This window comes from Citrobacter sp. wls717 (assembly GCF_005280955.1).
Taxonomy (GTDB): Bacteria; Pseudomonadota; Gammaproteobacteria; order Enterobacterales; family Enterobacteriaceae; genus Citrobacter; species Citrobacter werkmanii.
In genome coordinates this window covers 86,698-106,015 of the sequence record NZ_SZWW01000001.1, presented here as the reverse complement: position 1 = coordinate 106,015, position 19,318 = coordinate 86,698, and the positions used below count along the sequence as shown (strand labels likewise).

20 protein-coding genes are annotated in these 19,318 nt (G+C 52.5%); 6 read left to right on the top strand and 14 right to left on the bottom strand.

All coding sequences use genetic code 11. The features are described from left to right. Positions 1-148 precede the first annotated feature (148 nt). A complete protein-coding gene (locus FDX09_RS00510; RefSeq protein ID WP_137346635.1) occupies positions 149-829 on the top strand; it encodes a hydrolase in 681 nt (226 codons plus the stop codon). Between the two features lie 70 nt (positions 830-899). Here the strand turns inward: FDX09_RS00510 and FDX09_RS00505 are convergent, their stop codons facing one another. Continuing rightward, a complete protein-coding gene (locus FDX09_RS00505; protein WP_085049124.1) occupies positions 900-1,676 on the bottom strand; it encodes an SDR family oxidoreductase in 777 nt (258 codons plus the stop codon). Positions 1,677-1,823: 147 nt separating this feature from the next. On the opposite strand from FDX09_RS00505, the gene FDX09_RS00500 reads away from it, so the two are divergent. Both FDX09_RS00500 and FDX09_RS00495 read left to right on the top strand, forming a co-directional pair. After that, a complete protein-coding gene (locus FDX09_RS00500; RefSeq protein ID WP_137346634.1) occupies positions 1,824-2,768 on the top strand; it encodes a LysR substrate-binding domain-containing protein in 945 nt (314 codons plus the stop codon). A 25-nt stretch (positions 2,769-2,793) separates the two neighbouring features. Then, positions 2,794-3,696 (top strand): carboxylate/amino acid/amine transporter, encoded by a 903-nt coding sequence (locus tag FDX09_RS00495; RefSeq protein WP_085049126.1) that lies wholly within the window; start codon positions 2,794-2,796, stop codon positions 3,694-3,696. A 26-nt stretch (positions 3,697-3,722) separates the two neighbouring features. On the opposite strand, the gene nlpA is transcribed toward FDX09_RS00495, so the two are convergent. From nlpA to FDX09_RS00445, 10 genes are all read right to left on the bottom strand, one after another. Beyond that, on the bottom strand, positions 3,723-4,541 hold the full coding sequence (gene nlpA, locus FDX09_RS00490) for a lipoprotein NlpA (RefSeq protein WP_069323679.1): 819 nt from the start codon (positions 4,539-4,541) through the stop codon (positions 3,723-3,725). 124 nt (positions 4,542-4,665) lie between these two features. After that, a complete protein-coding gene (locus tag FDX09_RS00485; protein WP_137346633.1) occupies positions 4,666-5,580 on the bottom strand; it encodes an Rpn family recombination-promoting nuclease/putative transposase in 915 nt (304 codons plus the stop codon). Between the two features lie 211 nt (positions 5,581-5,791). Further along, complete coding sequence (locus FDX09_RS00480; protein ID WP_121529734.1) at positions 5,792-6,535, bottom strand: 2-dehydro-3-deoxy-phosphogluconate aldolase; 744 nt, start codon at positions 6,533-6,535, stop codon at positions 5,792-5,794. Continuing rightward, positions 6,522-7,631 carry a D-glucosaminate-6-phosphate ammonia lyase gene (dgaE, locus tag FDX09_RS00475; protein WP_137346632.1) on the bottom strand — a complete coding sequence of 370 codons (1,110 nt, stop codon included), beginning with the start codon at positions 7,629-7,631 and terminating at the stop codon, positions 6,522-6,524. Before dgaE ends, FDX09_RS00480 begins: the two co-directional genes overlap by 14 nt. 3 nt (positions 7,632-7,634) lie before the next feature. Continuing rightward, on the bottom strand, positions 7,635-8,495 hold the full coding sequence (locus FDX09_RS00470; RefSeq protein ID WP_005121522.1) for a PTS system mannose/fructose/sorbose family transporter subunit IID: 861 nt from the start codon (positions 8,493-8,495) through the stop codon (positions 7,635-7,637). Beyond that, a complete protein-coding gene (locus FDX09_RS00465; RefSeq protein ID WP_003023960.1) occupies positions 8,492-9,241 on the bottom strand; it encodes a PTS sugar transporter subunit IIC in 750 nt (249 codons plus the stop codon). The genes FDX09_RS00470 and FDX09_RS00465 overlap by 4 nt, the downstream gene beginning before the upstream one ends. Before the next feature lie 25 nt (positions 9,242-9,266). Further along, a complete protein-coding gene (locus FDX09_RS00460; RefSeq protein ID WP_085049130.1) occupies positions 9,267-9,752 on the bottom strand; it encodes a PTS system mannose/fructose/N-acetylgalactosamine-transporter subunit IIB in 486 nt (161 codons plus the stop codon). A 12-nt stretch (positions 9,753-9,764) separates the two neighbouring features. Further along, a complete protein-coding gene (locus tag FDX09_RS00455) occupies positions 9,765-10,190 on the bottom strand; it encodes a PTS sugar transporter subunit IIA (RefSeq protein WP_038635600.1) in 426 nt (141 codons plus the stop codon). A gap of 120 nt (positions 10,191-10,310) precedes the next feature. Then, positions 10,311-13,109 (bottom strand): transcriptional regulator DagR, encoded by a 2,799-nt coding sequence (gene dagR, locus FDX09_RS00450; RefSeq protein ID WP_137346631.1) that lies wholly within the window; start codon positions 13,107-13,109, stop codon positions 10,311-10,313. 90 nt (positions 13,110-13,199) lie between these two features. Beyond that, entirely contained in the window at positions 13,200-13,616 is a 417-nt protein-coding gene (locus FDX09_RS00445) for a GNAT family N-acetyltransferase (protein ID WP_038635605.1), read from the bottom strand. A gap of 129 nt (positions 13,617-13,745) precedes the next feature. Here FDX09_RS00445 and FDX09_RS00440 point away from each other — a divergent pair, with 129 nt between their 5' ends. Next, positions 13,746-14,039 carry a YicS family protein gene (locus FDX09_RS00440; protein WP_137346630.1) on the top strand — a complete coding sequence of 98 codons (294 nt, stop codon included), beginning with the start codon at positions 13,746-13,748 and terminating at the stop codon, positions 14,037-14,039. Positions 14,040-14,133: 94 nt separating this feature from the next. After that, positions 14,134-15,516: a glycoside hydrolase family 1 protein gene (locus FDX09_RS00435; protein WP_121529737.1), complete on the top strand. Its 1,383-nt coding sequence runs from the start codon at positions 14,134-14,136 to the stop codon at positions 15,514-15,516. A gap of 56 nt (positions 15,517-15,572) precedes the next feature. Here FDX09_RS00435 and nepI read toward each other — a convergent pair whose 3' ends face one another. From nepI to FDX09_RS00420, 3 genes are all read right to left on the bottom strand, one after another. Further along, a complete protein-coding gene (gene nepI / locus FDX09_RS00430; protein ID WP_087857244.1) occupies positions 15,573-16,757 on the bottom strand; it encodes a purine ribonucleoside efflux pump NepI in 1,185 nt (394 codons plus the stop codon). A 170-nt stretch (positions 16,758-16,927) separates the two neighbouring features. After that, the gene (locus FDX09_RS00425; RefSeq protein ID WP_038635635.1) at positions 16,928-17,380 is read right to left on the bottom strand and encodes a DUF1198 family protein; all 453 of its coding nucleotides are present in this window, start codon (positions 17,378-17,380) and stop codon (positions 16,928-16,930) included. A 19-nt stretch (positions 17,381-17,399) separates the two neighbouring features. After that, positions 17,400-18,155, bottom strand: coding sequence for an IclR family transcriptional regulator (locus FDX09_RS00420; protein WP_038635638.1), 756 nt, complete (start codon positions 18,153-18,155; stop codon positions 17,400-17,402). A gap of 245 nt (positions 18,156-18,400) precedes the next feature. On the opposite strand from FDX09_RS00420, the gene FDX09_RS00415 reads away from it, so the two are divergent. Further along, positions 18,401-19,300: a dihydrodipicolinate synthase family protein gene (locus FDX09_RS00415; RefSeq protein WP_085049134.1), complete on the top strand. Its 900-nt coding sequence runs from the start codon at positions 18,401-18,403 to the stop codon at positions 19,298-19,300. Positions 19,301-19,318 lie beyond the last annotated feature (18 nt).

Sequence of the window (19,318 nt, the reverse complement as noted above, 5' to 3'; positions counted from 1 at the left end):
AAAGATAGCTTTAGCCTCCCCCTGAAATTAACCATGAAGATGTCAATAATGGTTAATGAACTGTAGAGCAAAAATGGATATCGCCCAGGCGATTTAGACTTTACTGCAGGTTAGATAGCCTGCAAAAAGCAACAACAAGGAATGGATCATGTCTACACCCGCTAATTTTAATGGCCAACGCCCAGTGATTGATGTCAATGACGCAGTTATGTTGCTTATCGATCATCAAAGCGGCCTGTTCCAGACCGTTGGCGATATGCCAATGACTGAACTGCGTGCAAGAGCTACGGCTCTGGCAAAAATCGCCACCTTATGCAAAATGCCGGTGATTACCACCGCCTCTGTGCCGCAGGGGCAAAACGGTCCGCTTATTCCGGAAATTCATGAGAACGCGCCTCACGCACATTATGTCGCACGCAAAGGTGAAATTAACGCCTGGGATAACAAAGAGTTTGTTGCGGCGGTAAAAGCGACAGGCCGTAAGACACTGATTATTGCTGGTACCATCACCAGTGTATGCATGGCATTCCCGGCCATCAGCGCGGTAGCAGAAGGCTATAAAGTCTTTGCCGTCATCGATGCTTCCGGTACCTACAGCAAAATGGCGCAGGAGACCACCATGGCCCGCGTCGTACAGGCTGGTGTCGTGCCGATGGATACTGCCGCGGTTGCGTCTGAACTGCAGAAAACCTGGAATCGGGAAGACGCAGCGGAATGGGCTGAAGTCTATACCAAAATCTTCCCGGCTTATCAGTTACTAATTGAAAGCTATACCAAAGCCCAGGATGTTGTGAAAAATAACGAGCTGCTGGACTCTCAGCGCGCTTAACTTTTCCGATCTTGCACAAACGCCTGTTTCGTATAAGCAGGCGTTTTGTAATGCGCAGCATCAGCCCCTGTCAGCTATTACGTCCAGCCATAACACCGCCATCGACATCCCAGACAGCGCCAGTCACCCAACCCGCCTTGTCTGACAGCAGGAACGCGACGGTTTCGGCAACGTCAAGCGGCTTACCGACCCGACCGATCGGGTGGAAACTGTCAAAGCTGTTCATCACACCTTGTACATCTTCTTTCGGGATAAACCCTTCATAGATGGGGGTATGCACGACCGCTGGCGAAACGGCGTTCACGCGAATCCCATGCGCACCCAGCTCAATAGCCAGATTTTTGGTTAAAGCATGCAGACCCGCTTTGGCCATCGAATAGGCCGATGAAGGTGTCGCGCCCACCGCTTGTTGCGCCCACATTGAACCAATATTCACGATGGCGCCGTTTATATTGTCTGCCAACATATTGCGTACCACATCGCGGGTGATGAAAAACGTCGCCCGATTGAGGCTCATATATAGCTCATAATCTTCAACTTCATGTTCAGTAAAAGGTTTCGGGAAAAACACGCCAGCCGCATTCACTAACAGGTTGATGTCTTTATGATCAGCATTCACCGTTGCCATCACCTGCCTAACCCCCGCTTCCGACATCAGATCTGCCACAATGACGGAGACGTCACCCAGCTCCGCCAACGCCTGACGGGCCCGTTCCGCTTTCTCGGCGCGGTTGCCTACCAGCACCACGCTACCGCCGCCCTGGAGGATCAGTTTCGCCGTTTCGAATCCCATCCCACTGGTCCCACCCACCACTAATAATTTCTTTCCGGCAAAGAATGCGCTCATCGTTAACCTCGTTTAAAGAATTCGTTGACGCGCTAAAGATGCCACTCGGCTCAGGAGTTGACGACTGAGAAGAAATAGCATCTCAAGAAAGAAAATCTATCTCGCTGGCGTATACTGGAAACAGTTAATAAGAATGGAAAAAAGCAGATGCGTTCACTCAATCGGCTAAAATGGTTACACGCTTTTGAAGCCACCGCCCGCCATGGCAGCTTCACCGGCGCGGCGCAGGAACTGGGCGTGACGCCTGCAGCCGTTGGTCAACTGGTGCGTGCGCTGGAAGATTGGGTAGGCCATCCACTGTTACATCGCACCCGCACGGGCAAAGAACGTCTCACGCTGGTCAGCGAAGCACAGGACGCATTGCGCGACATCACTCTGGGACTGGATAACCTGGAATCCGGACTCAACAAACTGCGCGGCCGTCGGGCGCGCTCGGTGGTGATCATTACCGCGTCGCAGGTCCTGGTCATGAACTGGTTGATGAGTCGTCTCAATCGTTTCTCACAAACGCATGAAAACATCGAATTACGTTTGAATGTGACGGAAAAGCTGATGGATGTCGCCCACGGCGAAGCCGATCTGGGCGTACGCTGCGGCAAAGGTGACTGGCCCGGCGTCAATAAAACCTGGTTAATGGATGAAGAAGCCGTTCTGGTCTGCAGCCCACGAATGGTACCGGTAGATAAAATCGCCTGCGGGGAATGGCTGGCCGCGCAAAAGCTGATCCACGACGATACCCCCCACCCCGGCGCTCATTTTCCTGCGTGGGATGATGTCTTGCACGCTACCCATTCCCCGACCGTCCGCGATAGTGGACTGCACATTAACTCCACCTCTGCGGTGATCCTGGCGGCAATCAGCGGCCAGGGGGTGGCTATCGTTCGTCGGGCGCTGGTTCAGCAGTTACTTACCGACGGACAGCTGGTGCAACTTCATCCCGACACCCGTTGGCCGCTGGCGTGGTCATACTACATCGTCACGCCGCAACACGCGGTAATGCGTCCGGAAGTGAAAATCTTTAATGACTGGCTGATTGCGGATGTGCTGGCAGAAATCGCAGCTATCTCTGCTATGATGCCTGCACACAAATAAAACAAAACAACATGCCGAGGGAAAGATGGGTTCCACCAGAAGAGGGATGATGAACGTCCTGATTGCCGCCGTATTATGGGGAAGTTCGGGCGTTTGTGCACAGTACATCATGGAGCAAAGTCAGATGTCATCTCAGTTCCTGACCATGACGCGTCTGATTTTCGCCGGACTTATTCTGCTGATGCTCTCTTTCGTTCACGGCGACAAAGTATTCTCCATTATCAAAAACCGCAAAGACGCGATTAGCCTGCTGATTTTCTCGGTGGTAGGCGCGCTTACCGTACAGTTGACCTTTCTGTTAACTATTGAAAAATCTAACGCCGCCACTGCGACGGTACTGCAATTTTTATCACCAACCATCATCGTGGCGTGGTTTTCCGTAGTACGTAAAGCGCGACCAGGCATTTTGGTGCTAACCGCGATCCTGACCTCGCTCATTGGCACGTTCCTGTTGGTCACCCACGGTAACCCGACATCGCTGTCTATCTCACCTGCCGCGCTGTTCTGGGGAATTGCCTCCGCATTTGCCGCCGCGTTTTATACCACCTACCCTTCAACGCTTATCGCGCGCTACGGTACGCTGCCGGTTGTTGGCTGGAGTATGTTAATTGGCGGGATGATCCTGCTGCCGTTTTATGCCGGGCAGGGAACCCACTTTGTCGTCAATGGCAGTTTGATTCTGGCATTTTTCTATCTGGTGGTTATCGGTACGTCACTGACGTTTAGCCTGTACCTGAAAGGTGCGCAGATGATTGGCGGCCCGAAAGCGAGCATTTTGAGCTGCGCGGAACCGCTAAGCAGCGCGTTGCTGTCTCTGCTGCTGTTAGGCATTACGTTCACCCTGCCTGACTGGCTGGGCACGATGCTGATCCTCTCGTCGGTAGTGCTGATCTCAATGGACTCACGTCGCCGCGCCAGAGCGGTTTAACCCCAACCGGCGCGGCAACGGGTTAATTACCAGCCCGGAACCGCGCCGCCGTTGAAGATGGATTCCGCCGCTTTTGCCACTTCCGGTGATTGATAAGATTGCAGAAATTCTTTCACGTTTTCGGCATCTTTGTTGTCTTCTCGCGCCACCAGGATATTCACATACGGCGAGTTCTTATCTTCGATAAATACGCTGTCATGCACCGGGGAAAGTCCGGTTTGTTGGATATAAGTGGTACTGATAATAGCCACATCCACTTTCCGATCGTCCAGTACGCGTGGTAGCTGCGCGCCTTCCAGCTCCATGATATTCAGATGCCGTGGATTATCAGTAATATCCAGTGCCGTAGGCAGCAGGCCTGTCCCCGCTTTCAGGGTGATTAACTTTTCTTTTTGCAGCAACAACAGCGCCCGCCCAAGGTTGGTCGGATCGTTAGGTATTGCAATCGTTGCGCCGTCTTTCAGTTCCGCTACCGTTTTGATTTTCTTCGAATAACCGGCCATTGGAAAAACAAAGGTATTTCCCACCGCCACCAGCTTATAGTTATGCGCTTTATTATCCTGTTCAAGGAACGGACGATGCTGGAAGACGTTGGCATCCAGCTCACCATGATTAGTGGCATCGTTGGGTAATAATGAACCGCTGAAGCCCACCAGCTCGACGTCCAGGCCGTATTTCTCTTTGGCTACTTTCTTCGCGACCTCCGCCACGTCCTGCTCTGCGCCGTTAATCACGCCCACTTTAATATGTTTCGCGTCGTTGCTCTGCTGATCGCACCCTGCCAGCAATAATCCCGCCAGTAATACCACCGTCCCGGCTGCAAAATGAGGTATCTTCAGTTTCACGTTTTTATCCTTTTGAAATAACCGCCTGATGAGTAATGAAATGACTATAGCGGGAAGGCCACTGCGGTTTAAAAAACGAAAAAGCATCAGCAAGAAGAAAAAAGCATAATGGAAAAAAGGATAATTAGTCAGAATGTGCCGTGAGCTCATCAATGGAAAGCCCGGTAATCATCAGCACCAGTTCACGATCGATGCCCTTCTCAAGCATGGCATGGGCGATCCGCAACGCTTCATCCTTTTTGCCTTCGAGTTTGCCTTCCAGCAATCCTGTTCTTCGCCCCGACTCACGTAAGCATTCTGCAATCGTCATTAATTTCTCCTTATGCCTGGGAACACGCCTGGCAACCTCGCGAATAAACGCTTCAAAACGCGGTGCGCTGCCGGACTGTACCAGGTAATTAAATAGCGTTTCTACCTGACTGTCATTAGCGTGTCCCTTAATCAGCAGAGCAACCAGTTTATCGACCAGCACCATCAAATCGCGCTCACGTATATGCTTTTGGACAAGTTCCAGTAGCGCCATGCGCCGATGCTGCATAATCTCGTCATCAGACACCACTGTGATGTCTACCAGCGGGAAAGCCGCGCCATAAAGCTGCCGCGCAGTTTCTGAATCGTCAAACTCATCCAGCCAGCACAGTGAAAAAGGGTACGGGCTAGCAACGCCATGATAAAAAAGTATCGGCACCACTAGCGGCAGCGTTTTGTTTCCGGCATCAAGATGGCTCTGCATCGCGGCAATGGCATAACGCATCATCCGGAACGCCATATGCGCATCCGGCGAACTCTGGTGTTCAATCAACGCATAGATATAGCCTTTTCCAGTCCTTGTTTTTAGTGACCACAGTACATCGGAATAGCTGACACGCAGGTCTTCCTCAATAAAACTCCCGGATTCCAGCTTCAGTGTGTTCAGATCGCAAAGTTCACGCAATGACGCTGGGAGATAGGTATCAAGAAAATCCCTCGCCGTTTCTGGATGGTTTAAAAACTTTTTAAAAACTGCATCATGCGGGGTAGAAGTTGTAGGATTTTTCATGGCGATCCGTCACCAAAAGAACAAGATGACGGAACCTTACTCGCCAGCAGCGCAACCAACATTAGGGAAACTCTTCATCTGCGAGGCGCTTTGGCGAATAAATATATACTTTTGCAATGTATTCATTTTCCGGGAATGGTGTTCGCAAAAATGCCCGGTGAAACCTAACGCTTACCAGGCATCTTTTATGCACCATCCGGCGATAACAACGTCACACCATCTCTTTCACTATCTCCATTAACCTGGCGACATCTTCAGGCCGGGTATTACCCGTTTGTGGATCGATAATCGAGCTGTAAACATGCGGCATCACGCGGGGCACTCCCGCCTCCAGACAGGTTTTCAGGATAATGCCGAAGTTATCGAGATCGATCCCGCCCGTCGGTTCAATCAGCGTCATGCCGTTGCGCGCAGCGGTCGTCGCCAGCGCATACAACTCAGGCAGCGACCGCTCTCCCCCCATGGGGAAAAACTTCGCCGCGTGCGCCCCTGAATCCAACATCATCCGTACCGCTGCATCGCAGGAAACGCGGGCTGGCGTGCCCTGGCTACTGCAAACGCCCGTCGAGATCAGCACTTCCCCCGGTGTGCCCGTCGGGCTGACCAGCGCATTGATATGGGTTTGTTCGCCGCCCGTGGCCGCCAGCGCCCCTGCCGCAAACCCGCAGCCGGTAAAGGTCTGATTGACGTGCGCCGGGTGAACCGCTGAGGCTATCATCGCCGCTTTGTAATACTGTGCCGGGTCGCCAGCCCCCAATCCGACGGAGATCGACGGCACCTCCGTCATCCAGCGTTTAACTTCCCGAACGCCCTCATCAACTGACGTAAACTGCGCGGAAAGCACGCCGATCACCGCATGGCCTTCAGCGGCATCATAGATTTCCCGGGCATTGGCGATATCCTTCGCCAGCACGTTAATGGCCACTTTATTCCGATAAAAATTAATGTGCTGCATGGTCTGCAATCTCCTTTAATCGCGCTACGATCAACGCCATTTCCCCTTCTGCGACCGTACGCGGGTCAAGACTAAAAACGCCCTGATGAAGGTTGTAACGACGAGCGTAAATCGCGATATCGCCCCCGCGAAGTTGCGCTTCGACAGCATAAGCATCCTGCCCCAGCGTCTGCGCGTTCACGCGGATCCGAATCCGCCAGATGGCGCGTCCGGCTTCGTCCTGTTCGATATCGGCGTCCAGTCCGGGAATCGCTGATATCGCCTGTGCCACGGGCTGGAGTTCCTCAGCAGTCACCACGACCTGCCCCTGATGATAGTTTTCCAGGGCATACACCAGTCCGACCATATTCTCTTTGCCGATTTTCATCGCCCGGGCAATCCCGTGGTGCTGCGCTTTACACGCGGCAATCCACTGTTTCTTACCGGTGATAAACCCGGAGGTCGGCGCGTTAAAGGCTTTTGCTCCGCTGTAGACCACCATATCCGCCCCGCTCGCCACCCAGGCGTGTAAATCCTCCTCGGCGGCGGCATCAACAATCAGCGGCAGATTGTGAACCTGCGCGACCTGCACAAAATCCGCAATGCTCAACATGCCCTTCTGCACGCAATGGTGCGATTTCACGTACAACAGCGCGGCGGTGTTATCGGTAATCGCGCTCTCCAACTGCCAGCGGGCCGCAAGATTACTTGAGCCGACTTCCACCACGCGACCACCGCCCAGGCGAATAGCGCTGGTGATTGGCGCCCCGTAGTCAACGTTATGCCCGCGCAGCATGACCACTTCATTCGCCATACCAGTGCTATCAGGCATTAACGAGACTCGCGCCGGGTCGCCGTGGGTAATGGCTGCGGCGACAGAGATAGCAATACCCGCCGACGCACAAGAGGTGATATAGCTGTCCTCCGCGCCGGTATAACGGGAAACCAGCTCGCCGGTACGGTCCACCAGCCGATCGATTTCAACAAAGGCTGAGGCCGCCCGCGCGGTGGCCTGCATCACCTCCGGCGCTACGCTGGAAACGCCCAGAATCGTCATCTTGCCGCAGGCGTTAATGACCTGTTTTAGCCCCAGTTGTTGATAAATATTCTGTGTCATGGCTTACAGCACTCCCAACAGCGAACAAACCACGCTGAGCGCCACAATTGACAGCAGGATCGTGGTGTAACGTGGCCCTTTCTTCACCAGATAAAAGTAGATGGCGAACACCGCCGCCAGCGGCAACAGGCCGGGGGCAATAGAGTCGAGAATTTGCTGAACCACCACTTCAGAGCCTTTCAGGGCGCTGAGTTTTAGCGGGGTGGTGATCTTGACGTAACTCGCAGAAAGCGCGCCCATCATGATCAGACCCAGCACGTTAGCACCGTAGATAAGCTCCTTAATTCGCCCTCCCTGCAGTAGACCGATAATCGAGTCACGCCCCAGCGTATAGCCTTTGTGGACCATGCCGTAGCTGATTGCCAGCGTAATAGCAGGATAGAGAATTAACGGTACAATTCCGCCCATCGCGCTGCCATTGGCGGCGAACGGGATGAAAATAGCAATTAACAGCGGCATAACGGCTGCCCAGATAATGGAGTCGCCCATCCCGGCCAGTGGCCCCATTAAGCCGGTTTTAATCCCGGTGATCGAAGCGTCGCTAATCGGCTCGCCGCGTGTTTTCTGCTCCTCCATCGCAATGGAAATCCCCTGAATCACCGCCCCGAACGTTTGCTCCGAGTTGAAGAAGTTCAGATGGCGTTTCAGCGCTTCCACCTGCTCCTCTTTTTGCGGGTATAGTTTTTTGATGATCGGTGTCATCGAGGCGCAGAAAATCAGGCTTTGCAAACGCTCATAGGAGCTGGAAACTTCCGCACCCAGCCAGTAGATAAACCAGGCTTTGGTGATATCTGCTTTGGTCAGCGTGCCGCTTTCACGTGCACGCTCCACCAGTTCATGCTGCATTACGTCGCTGCTCATCATGCTGCTCCTTCATTTTTCGCCAGACCTTTAATCAGGAAGGCCACGCAGGTACCAAAGATTGCCATCGCCATGATGTCCACCTTCAGGTACAGCACTGCAAAGAATCCGCCGATAAACCACGGCAGCAGGCTCTTTTTACCGATCACCATAATGGTGATGGCAAAGCCCAGCGCCGGCAGAATGCCGCCCATAATTTCAAAGGAGTGTGTGAGCCAGTGCGGCATCAGCTTCAGGAAGCTTTCCACCACGTCCTGACCAAAATAGTTAGCGGCAAAGACCACCGGGAAACGCAGCACCAGCCCGAGTAACGCCGGGTAGAGGAACGCACAGCGCATAATCCCCGCCATGTTGGCCGTTTCCGCGTGCTTGTCGGCCATATGTACCCACGCGGCGTTTAACGTACGACGCAACTGGTCGAGGAACACACCGATAACGCCAAACGGGATCGCCAGTGCGATGGCCAGGTTCGGGTCCATTCCGGCCTTCACGGCGATAGGAATTGAAATACAGGCAGCCAGCGCCGGATCCGACGGGACGTTGCCGCCCGGCGTAGAGGTCACGCCGAGGTAAACCAGTTGCATACCTGCGCCGATGATCATCGCCGTTTCCATGTTGCCTAACAGCAGGCCAACGAATACGGCAATCACCACCGGCTGTAGCAGCATGGCGGAAAAGGTGTAGCCAAGGCGTAATCGGGCAAACCAGTAATACAACCCCATCAGGCTTGCAAAGACTAAAGTATCCATAGTTAAGTACCCTGTTATCAAAGAATTAGAATTTTTTCAGGATATCGTCCAGCGACTGCGGCTTATCTTCCGGGATAGTCTGGAAGAACACCTGAATCCCACGATCTTTCAGGTCGCTCAGAATGCCGACGTCTTTTTCATCCAGCGTGATGTTCTGGAATACCGCTTTGCGGTTTGGCCCACCGCCCAGCCCACCGACCTGAATGGTGGAGACATCAAAACCCAACTGGACCGCCTCCTGGACCGCAGCCAGAGAGGGGAACAGCACCAGGACCTTACCGTCACCAAGCTGATTTTCTTTCCATGCGGCGGCAAAACTCTGGTTACCAAAGCAATCCACTTTGATATTTGGCGGCGCTGCCATCAGGTAGATATTTTTCATAAATGGGTCGGCGTCCAGCTCATCGCTAACCACCGCAATCCGGTTTGCCTGAGATTGTCCAACCCACTTAGTCACAACCTGGCCATGAATCAGACGGCTATCGATACGACATAAAACGATGTTTGCCATGATGTTTAATCCTTATTGTGATTGTTGTAATTGACGTACGTGAGCAACAACGTCCAGGCAGCTGCTCCGCCCGGCCTCGACCAGTTCGGCCACACAGGCGGTCAGTTGACCGTGCTCGCGTTTGTCCAGCGCCTCCAGTAACAAAGAGGCATTCAGCCCGGAAATGACTGCCACCGGGTAGTCGGCGCTCAGCCGCGCCGCAACATTAGAAGTGGTGCCGCCAATAAAATCGGTCAGGATCAGTGAGCCTTCCGGCATGGCTTTCACCACGACTTCGACGCGCTGATAAAACTCGCCGAGCGTATCAACGGGCATCAACGCAATTTCGGTCACGCCTTTGATTTCGCCCATCACCATACGCAGGCTGTTGCAAAGCTGTTGCCCCCAGCCGCCATGGGTCAGCAGCAGGATCTGGGGCAAGGATTCAGTGGTAGTCAAAATGGCCTCCTGGCTCGATTACATAGACATAGGTCAACAGAGCAAAGGCTGTGCCAGAATTTGTGTCACACGGGGGAGTTGTGGATGCTGGCGGGGCGCAAAGCCCCACCAGACAAGAGATTAGCTATACAGCAGTTCGTAGATATAAAAATATTCCGCGTCCGATAAGCGAATGGCATAGGCCTCTTCGATCGGCAGGAAAGCAGATTTAATGACACTAAACGCGCGGATATCAAGATCCGGCTTGTTCTCTAACGCCATCTGTAACGGTTTGCGGTTAATCACGATACGCTCAACCATACAGCAGCAGTGGATCAGGAAGCGCAGTGTCACCTGACGGCTCGGTTTTAGCGAAAGCGCGGTGGTCAGATGATTCAGCACACCTTCCATCTCTTTCAGAATGCGCTGCGGGTTAAGCACCGAAATATGGTTGATGATGCTTTCCATGGTCAATGCGCTGATGAAACGCATTGCGCTGCGCTCCATCTCCAGACGACGCTCACTGCTGGATAGATCCGGCGTCAGCAGGCTGAGCACCAGTTCGGGTCCCTGCTCGGAGAACAGCTCCTCGAGCGAGATAAACGGAATGTCCGGCAGTCCCGGCTGGAAAGTGCCGACGATCCCCGCCAGACGCTCGCTGGCGTTAATCGCCTGCTGAACGCGCTCCAGGCTGCGGACTTCGTTGTAGTCGAGGATCACCATCCGCGTGTCCTGCGACATCAGCTCGCCGAAGCTCTCTTCCAGCACCTTTTTGATTTTTTCCGCCGTACCCATACCGGTAATACAGGAGATGACCAGCACTTTCCCGCTGTTTTCCTGCTGCGGCGTACAGAGCTGACAGGGAATATTTTTGCTCTGCATTAATACCGCCAGCTGCGGTAAATCACTGGTTTCATAGCTTAAATCCAGTCCTACCTCCAACAAGCTGGTGAGCGTAATATTTGGCATCAACAGAACGTCTATCTGGAATAATTTGCTGATCGTGCTGCCAAAATGGACCAATGAGCCAATATCCACCATCAGGATCAGTCGGCGATATTGCCGGGCCTGGATCATCTGCGTCAGGGCTTCCAGCGTATCATGCACCGACTGCTCGAAAGGCATATCAATAGCGCTGAACAGCTCGCGCTCCAGCACGCGATTCACATACTGCGCCTGGCTGGTGGCGGTCGTCGCGCCATGGGCGATCAAAATCACCCCGCAGTCCGGGCTGGCGTCAATTCGTTGGCGGTAATGCCGACACTCTTTGAGGAACAGACACAGCCAGACCACCTCCGTCGCCGGACACTGAATATGCAGCAGTTCGTTGATTTTTCGGCATAACAGCGTGGCGTTTTCGTATTCATCTTTACAGCGGTCGAGGATCAGACTGGAAGAATAAAGCTGGGGAATAAGCCCGCGCTGCACGTAGCCAATCAGCGCCAGAAAGTGTTTGCGCAGCGGGTTAACCAGATTCTCCGGCAGCGTGAAACCAAGCACTTGCTCAACGCAGCCGATCAGCAGCGTCACGCGTTCTTCAATCTGATCGCCATAGCGCGGGGGATGCGCCACGCTGTCGCGGCTGTAGAGACCGTATTCAAAAATCGAGCTGAGTTTGTTTTTAAGTATCGCCAGGGTTTCAGTTGGCGGGACATTGCTGTTACGCAGGTTGATATATTCCCGGGTCAGGAAGCTGTAAAAGAGATCGCTCTCTTCAATTTCGGCTCCGGTCGCCAGCGAATTTTTCAGTGCGGGCAATGTACGGGCATCGATGCTCAGATGTTCTTTACCTTCGAACAGCGCTCCCACCAGCAGGCGTTGTTCCGGCGTGGCGTTAAACGGCATTTCTGCCAGACGTTTATCCAGCTGTAGCGTATCGCTGTGTTCCGTCATCCCCGAGGCCCAGGCCTGGGCGCAGAGAAACTGAATGTCGCTCTTGAGCTGACCAATATTGCCTTCCAGCGGCTTGTTCAGCAGCCAGAGCAGCAGGGTACGGTCGATGCTTATCGTGCGTTCGATTTTACGGCTTTCACGCTGTAAGAACCCAACAATCAATTCAACCTGCTCTTCCACCGAGCGCTGGCGAATGCCGGGTAAGTCGATACACACCTGAATACGTCGCTGGAAGGTGCGCAGCAGCGCCGAGCTGACCGGTTCGGTGGTCGCACAAATCAGACGGACCGAAATTGAGCGCGCCACGGCGCTGGAACCCAGCGGTCGGTATTCGCCTTTGTCGAGAATTGAGAACAGTTTTTCCTGACCTTCATACGGCAGACGATGCACTTCATCGAGCAGCAGATAGCCGCCGTCAGCCTGCTCGACCAGCCCCGGTTTATTCTCATTTGCGCCGGTAAAGGCCCCCTGTCGATGGCCAAATAAATGGGACGAGAGCAGCTCCGGGTTATGGGCGTATTCCGCGCAGTTAAAATAGACCAGCGGCGGCGATGTTCCCGTTGCGCGTTCGCAGGCAAAACGGTGCATCAGTTCGGCGAAAAAGGTTTTGCCCACGCCGGAAGGACCGGTCAGCAGAACGTGCAGCCCGTGGGGATAAAGCACCGCCGCGCGGCCTTTTTCCACCGCATCGCGCAGGCTGCGATCGTAACCAATCAGGCCGAAAAAGGGATCGTCTGTCACCTGGGCTTCCTGAACAGGCAACAGATCGGCAACGGTTTGCACGTCGCGCTCGGACTCATCCAGTTTGCGTCCCAGCAGCGTTTCAATCGTCTGACGATGCAGAAAGAATACCGGACGTCCGCGACTTTTAATCGCCAGACCGTCATTCCAGAGTTGATTGAGATCTTTACTGACCGAGTTACGCGCCAGCCCAAGATTAAAGCCGATGGCCTCCGCGGTGAACGCCGTTTCCTGCGCCAGTTGGGCAAGATTCAGTCCTCGCGTCAGCCGTTCCAGCTCTCCCAGTATTATCTCAATCCGTCTCATCTCTTTACCGCTTAAGAAATAAATGATTGTTCAGAACATACACTATTCTGCTGCGCAAGAAAGTGAGGCGGCATCCAGACCTTCCGGTCATCAAAACGTTTTCGACAAATAATGGCGCGCGGCACCGGTTTCCGGGAAGTTATCGAGGGTCATTTGCAGCTGATAGCCGTTTTTCTGATAAAACGGCAGCGCCTGGAAACTCATCGTATCCACCAGCGCATGCAGACACCCTCTCTCACGCGCGGTTTGTTCCGCCGCCTGCATCAATTTTGTGCCGTAACCGCCTTTACGCAGCGAATCATGCATCCATAAAAACTCAATGCATAGCCATTCGCCTTTAATTTTGCCGATCAACCCGCCCAGAATTTCATTGTGCTCATCGCGCCAGTACACCGCCAGGTCGCCAAAATTGGTGGTTCTGAGAAACTGGCGATTGTACGCACGCAATCCGGCCAGCAGCGCGTTTTGATCGTCTTCGGTAACCGTATCGGTAATCTGTATTTGCATCCTATCCTCCTGAAAAACTACAACGTCTGGCTGATTTAGTTTTAGGCATTAACACAGGCTGATGAGTGAGTCGTATGCCGTCTACACTTACTCTTGAGATGATGCGCATAGACAACAAGGATTATTATCATGAAACGAGCCATTTTTCCGATTATTGCCGTCCTTTTCACGCTACCCGCACTGGTACAAGCCGACTCGGCGTATGGCGGACTGCAGGCAGTACACGAAAAAAACACCGTTATGAAGGACTTACGTAAGATTTGCACCCCGCAAGGGTCGCCGTCGGATGAGGTATGGGAAAAAACGATTATGGCTGATACGCGTAATCAGCAGCACATCCGCGAAGCCATTCTGGCAATACAAAGAAATAACCAGAACAACTACTGGGAAGCGCTTGGCAAAGTGGAATGCCCGGATTTATAGGCGTTTATGTTGTAAAATGAGTACTGTAACCGGTTTCTGTATCGTAAAAACACGTATTGTTGCCTGAATGAATCAATAGCAATGGAGCAACAATATGCGATACCGTTTTCCTGAAAACTTCTGGTGGGGCAGTGCCTGCTCGGCGCTACAAACCGAAGGCGATAGCCTGAACGGCGGTAAAAGCCCGACCACGTGGGATGTGTGGTTCGACCGCCAGCCAGGTCGTTTCCATCAGGGGGTTGGCCCGGCGAACACCTCGGGCTTTTATCAGCACTGGAAACAGGACATCGCACTGCTCAAACAGCTGAAACACAATAGCTTCCGTACATCTCTGAGCTGGTCACGCCTGATCCCGGACGGCACCGGTGAGGTTAATCCTGAGGCCGTCGATTTTTATAATAACGTCATCGACGAGTTGCTGGCGCAAGGCATAACGCCATTTATCACCCTGTTCCACTTCGACATGCCGATGGTGATGCAGGAAAAAGGCGGCTGGGAAAACCGTGAAGTGGTTGAGGCGTTTGGCCGCTACGCACAGACGTGTTTCAAATTGTTCGGCAACCGCGTTAAGCACTGGTTCACCTTCAACGAGCCGATTGTTCCTGTAGAAGGCGGTTATTTGTATGACTTCCATTATCCTAATGTGGTGGATTTCAAGCGTGCCGCCACTGTGGCGTACCATACCGTGCTGGCGCATGCGACGGCGGTGCGGGCGTATCGTGATGCAAACCATGACGGTGAAATTGGCGTAGTGCTGAATTTAACGCCTTCGTATCCGCGCTCGCAGCATCCGGCAGATGTCAAAGCCGCGCACCATGCGGATCTGCTGTTTAATCGCAGCTTCCTCGACCCGGTGCTGAAAGGGGAATATCCAGCGGATCTGGTGGCATTGCTGAAAGAGTACGATCAGCTTCCGGCCTGCCAGCCAGGCGATGCGCAGTTGATCGCCGACGGCAAAATCGACCTGCTGGGGATTAACTATTACCAGCCGCGTCGTGTGAAATGTCGCGATACGGCAGTCAATCCGAATGCGCCGTTTATGCCGGAGTGGCTGTTTGATTACTATGAAATGCCGGGACGTAAAATGAACCCTTACCGCGGCTGGGAAATTTATGAGCCGGGTATTTACGATATTATTACCAATCTTCGCGATAATTACGGCAACCCACGTTGCTTTATTTCAGAAAACGGTATGGGTGTAGAAAACGAACAGCGCTTTATTCAGGAAGGACAAGTTAACGATAGCTACCGTATTGAATTTGTTACTGAGCATCTGAAATGGCTACATAAAGGCATTAGCGAAGGCTGTCATTGTCTTGGCTACCATATGTGGACCTTTATTGATAACTGGTCATGGCTCAACGGCTATAAAAACCGCTACGGTTTTGTCCAATTGGATTTAGAAACGCAAAAACGCACGGTGAAAAAGAGCGGCGAATGGTTTGCCCATACCGCCGAAAATAATGGTTTTGATTGATTAAGTTGCCGGATGACAGTGTTGACTGAAAACGATGCGCCATTCGGCAACAGTTTTCACTGAATCCTGACCTTCATCGTTACCAGAAGCGCTGTCAGCAGCATCAGGCTGCCCGAGAGCATCAGGGGCGACAGCAGTCCGAGGTTATCGAGCGCATAGCCTCCCACCGCAGCCCCGCAGGTATTGGCAAGCTGGATCACGGCGACCTGGACGGATCCGGCTTTTTCTGCCTGATCGGCAAGCGAGCGGGTGATCCACGTCGACCAACCAACCGGTACCAGCGCAAACGCCAGCCCCCAGATTATCGCAATGCCCGCGGCCACCACTTTATCGCTACCCCACAGAATCAGGACCAGCGCGCTGAGCGCCAGCACCAATGGCGCACCGGCCAGGGCCAGTTTGACCGAGCGCTTCAGAATCACCGAAGAGAACGACGTCCCGACAAAGCTGGCGATACCAAAACTCAACAGCACCAGCGTCAGGCCATCAACATCAAAGCCCGCCAGATTCATATAGACAGGGCGAATATAGGTAAAGAAGGCGAACTGCCCGGCGAAGGACATGAAGATGGCAATCATCCCGGCCATTACTCCGGGGCGCTGCAGCAGGCTGAACATATTTTGCTTGTGATGCGCAGGTTCGCCCGGCAGCGAAGGCAGCGCTCTCACCACCCAGATGGTGCACAGCACGCCCATTACCGCCGCCGCGTTAAACACGTTGCGCCAGCCGATGATGCCGCCCAAAAAGCTCCCCAACGGCGCGGCAATCACCAGCGCGATGGATACCGCGCCAAATATCACAGACAGCGCTTTCGGTACCGTACGCGCGGGAACCAGACGCATGGTCAGCGACGCTGACATCGCCCAGAACCCGCCGAGCGCCAGCCCCAGACAGGCACGACCGATCAGCAGGAGCGTAAAAGAGTTAGCAAATGAAACCAGCAGGCAGGAAAGCGTCAGCAGAACCGAAAACAAGATCACCACATAGCGACGATCGGTCGCCTGGATAATTTGCGTCACAAACAGGCTGGCGAACATGGCGACAAACGCCGTCACGGTCACTGATTGTCCGGCAACGCCTTCCGAAATGCCCAGATCCTGAGCCATTGGCGTCAGCAGGCTAACGGGCAGAAACTCAACGGTTATCAGGCAGGCAACACAGAACGCCACGGCGAATACCGCCGACCAGTTTGGCCGGGTATTTACCTCAGCGCGGGATTTTTGTTCAACAGCGTCACTCATTTTGTTACCTGCGTGGGGTTATTGTAGAAAAGTTACGTATTGTAACATTAAAAGTGTGACGTATTTAACGTTTTGACAACTCTCACCGCCGGATGGCGGCGTCGCCTTATCCGGCCTACGGCGGAGCTCTTTTGTCGGCCTGATAAGCGTAGCGCCATCAGGCATCACTATCAGTGCAGCCAGTGCACGCCATCTTCAGGTTGGAAAAAGGCGTTATAGCGCATCTGGAACGCGTTAAGCTCCTGCATATCCGGCTCCATTTCACGTAGAAACCCGAGCGCCAGGCGCACCTGCGCGTCGGTGATCGGGGCGGCCAGGCGAGATTTTTGTAGCAGGCGGTGCCACTGCAGCAGGTTCTGCTCGCTGCCGTCGACAATGACGATTTGCCAGATTAACAATACCTGGGCGGCATTTTGCAGATGCGATTCATCAGGGCGGTGCAGGTACTGTAAAAACGCCTCCCCCTGTACTTTTCCCATCTGGTCAATCATCGATTCTACTGGTACTACATCAATACTCAGTCGCTCACTCAGACGGCGAATGGCCCGTCGTGATCCGGACGTCAGCACCCGGAAGCCCACTACAAAAACAACCACCAACGTGGCCAGCATTATCCAAATCATTAATGACGATACCGCCCGCTTAAACTAATTTTTCCGAGAGTGACTGACAGGCTTCGCGCACCCACTGCGAATATTGTGGAATACAATTTTTTGGCATTTGTAGTTCAACGCCGCTGATACTTATTGCCGCAATCACGTCTTTATTACGGTTAAAAACCGGTGCGGCAATGCAATAGATGCCAGGGGAGTCTTCGGCGTTATCAAAGACCCAGCCTTGCTCGCGGATTCTGGCAAATTCCTTCATTAATGCTTTTTTGCTGGTAATGGTGGTTTCGGTATACCGTGGCAACACTTCATCAGGCAACAACTCATCAATTTTATCTTGCGGCAGCCAGGCACAAAGCGCTTTGCCCACACCGGAGCTGTGCATCGGTAATTTTTTACCGACCCAGGTCCGAATGCCAATCGGCTGGGTATTCTCCAGCTTCATAAGATAAATTGGCGCGACTTCATCCAATATACCTAAGTGACAGGTCAGGTCCGTTTGCTGACGCAGTTTTTCCAAAACAGGAAGTGCCGCATTACGAATATCAAATTGTTCCAACGAACGATTTCCCCATTCGTACAGCTTCAAGCCCAAAAAGAAACGTCCCTTTTCCAGGCGCAAAAGATGATGCGCAACCAGTGCATTTAGCAGGGAAGACGTGCTGCTTTTTGGTAATGCCAGATCCTGCTGAATCTGACTGAAGGTCGCTCCTGGGGAGTTAAAAAGATAATTACAGATTTTTACTGTCTTATCCAATGCGGGAACAGAGGTCGTAATGTCTTGGTTCATGCGCTATTAATCTTTTTTATTCATAGACTCTGCACAGTATACCGCAATCACTTTTCTCAGGAATGCGGCTTTTTTGCACATACGCAAACTGGGCTCTATTACCTAAATTTTATACCCACAAACCCGATCCATCTCACAGTTGTTCATTTGTTCTGCAAAAAACGTTGACGAACGATTTGGATATTTGCTGTACTAACTTCAATATACAGAACATAAGTTCCATATACAGAACTAAAGGAGTGGCAATGTTGAACATTTTTAAGGGCATCTTCCCGCCAGTACCGACTATCGTTGACGAAAGCGGGGAATTGGATCGCGCTGGAATGGCAGTAATGATTGACCATGTGATTAGCAATGGTGCCGACGGAATGCTCATTCTGGGCAGTGGCGGCGAATTTTCCCATTTCTCGTCCGAACAAAGAAAGCAAATTGCAGAGTTTAGCCTGCAGCATGTTGCGGGTAGAGTTCCTGTTCTTATTGGTATCGCCTGCGCCAGCACAGCGGAAACTATCCAACTTGGAAGGCATGCTGAAAACGCGGGCGCAAAAGGAGTACTGGTAGTCAATCCTTATTATGCAAAACTCAGCGATGAGGCCCGCTTTACGCATTACAAACGAATTGCTGAAGCGCTAAGCATTCCCGTCTTCTTATATAATTTTCCAGAACTAACTGGCCAGGATATTGGTATAAATGTCATCACTCGCCTTGCCCGCGAAGTACCAAATATCGTTGGCATTAAAGATACAATTGATAACATTAGCCACACCAGGGAAGTTATTAATCAGGTTCACTGTTTCCGCCCAGATTTTATCATTTTTAGCGGCTATGACGAATATTTACTTGATACATTATTACTCGGTGGACATGGCGGCATTCCGGCAACATTTAACTTTGCGCCTCATATTACACGCGGAATTTATCAGGCGATTCAGCAGAACGATCTCGCTACCGCCAAAGCACTTCAACAACAACTTGCCGGATTATCACCTTTATATGCCTTAGAACAACCTTTCTTTGCCGTTATCAAGACCGCCATTAAATTAAGTGGCGTGGATATATCAACTGCAGTTGTCCCGCCAGCATTACCGTTAAATGAAGAAAAAAGAGAACAGGTTAAAAATATATTATCCCGTATTACGGTATAAACCAGCATGAGAGCAAAG

Excerpts from the sequence above, each read along its gene's own strand:
- FDX09_RS00425 (WP_038635635.1), bottom strand. The coding sequence starts at position 17,380 with ATGATTTGGATAATGCTGGCCACGTTGGTGGTTGTTTTTGTAGTGGGC.
- FDX09_RS00460 (WP_085049130.1), bottom strand. The coding sequence starts at position 9,752 with ATGGCAAACATCGTTTTATGTCGTATCGATAGCCGTCTGATTCATGGC.
- FDX09_RS00500 (WP_137346634.1), top strand. The coding sequence starts at position 1,824 with ATGCGTTCACTCAATCGGCTAAAATGGTTACACGCTTTTGAAGCCACC.
- FDX09_RS00480 (WP_121529734.1), bottom strand. The coding sequence starts at position 6,535 with ATGCAGCACATTAATTTTTATCGGAATAAAGTGGCCATTAACGTGCTG.
- nepI (WP_087857244.1), bottom strand. The coding sequence starts at position 16,757 with ATGAGTGACGCTGTTGAACAAAAATCCCGCGCTGAGGTAAATACCCGG.
- FDX09_RS00510 (WP_137346635.1), top strand. The coding sequence starts at position 149 with ATGTCTACACCCGCTAATTTTAATGGCCAACGCCCAGTGATTGATGTC.
- FDX09_RS00485 (WP_137346633.1), bottom strand. The coding sequence starts at position 5,580 with ATGAAAAATCCTACAACTTCTACCCCGCATGATGCAGTTTTTAAAAAG.
- dagR (WP_137346631.1), bottom strand. The coding sequence starts at position 13,109 with ATGAGACGGATTGAGATAATACTGGGAGAGCTGGAACGGCTGACGCGA.
- FDX09_RS00505 (WP_085049124.1), bottom strand. The coding sequence starts at position 1,676 with ATGAGCGCATTCTTTGCCGGAAAGAAATTATTAGTGGTGGGTGGGACC.
- FDX09_RS00495 (WP_085049126.1), top strand. The coding sequence starts at position 2,794 with ATGGGTTCCACCAGAAGAGGGATGATGAACGTCCTGATTGCCGCCGTA.
- dgaE (WP_137346632.1), bottom strand. The coding sequence starts at position 7,631 with ATGACACAGAATATTTATCAACAACTGGGGCTAAAACAGGTCATTAAC.
- FDX09_RS00420 (WP_038635638.1), bottom strand. The coding sequence starts at position 18,155 with ATGAACCAAGACATTACGACCTCTGTTCCCGCATTGGATAAGACAGTA.
- FDX09_RS00440 (WP_137346630.1), top strand. The coding sequence starts at position 13,746 with ATGAAACGAGCCATTTTTCCGATTATTGCCGTCCTTTTCACGCTACCC.
- FDX09_RS00435 (WP_121529737.1), top strand. The coding sequence starts at position 14,134 with ATGCGATACCGTTTTCCTGAAAACTTCTGGTGGGGCAGTGCCTGCTCG.
- FDX09_RS00445 (WP_038635605.1), bottom strand. The coding sequence starts at position 13,616 with ATGCAAATACAGATTACCGATACGGTTACCGAAGACGATCAAAACGCG.
- FDX09_RS00470 (WP_005121522.1), bottom strand. The coding sequence starts at position 8,495 with ATGATGAGCAGCGACGTAATGCAGCATGAACTGGTGGAGCGTGCACGT.
- FDX09_RS00415 (WP_085049134.1), top strand. The coding sequence starts at position 18,401 with ATGTTGAACATTTTTAAGGGCATCTTCCCGCCAGTACCGACTATCGTT.
- FDX09_RS00465 (WP_003023960.1), bottom strand. The coding sequence starts at position 9,241 with ATGGATACTTTAGTCTTTGCAAGCCTGATGGGGTTGTATTACTGGTTT.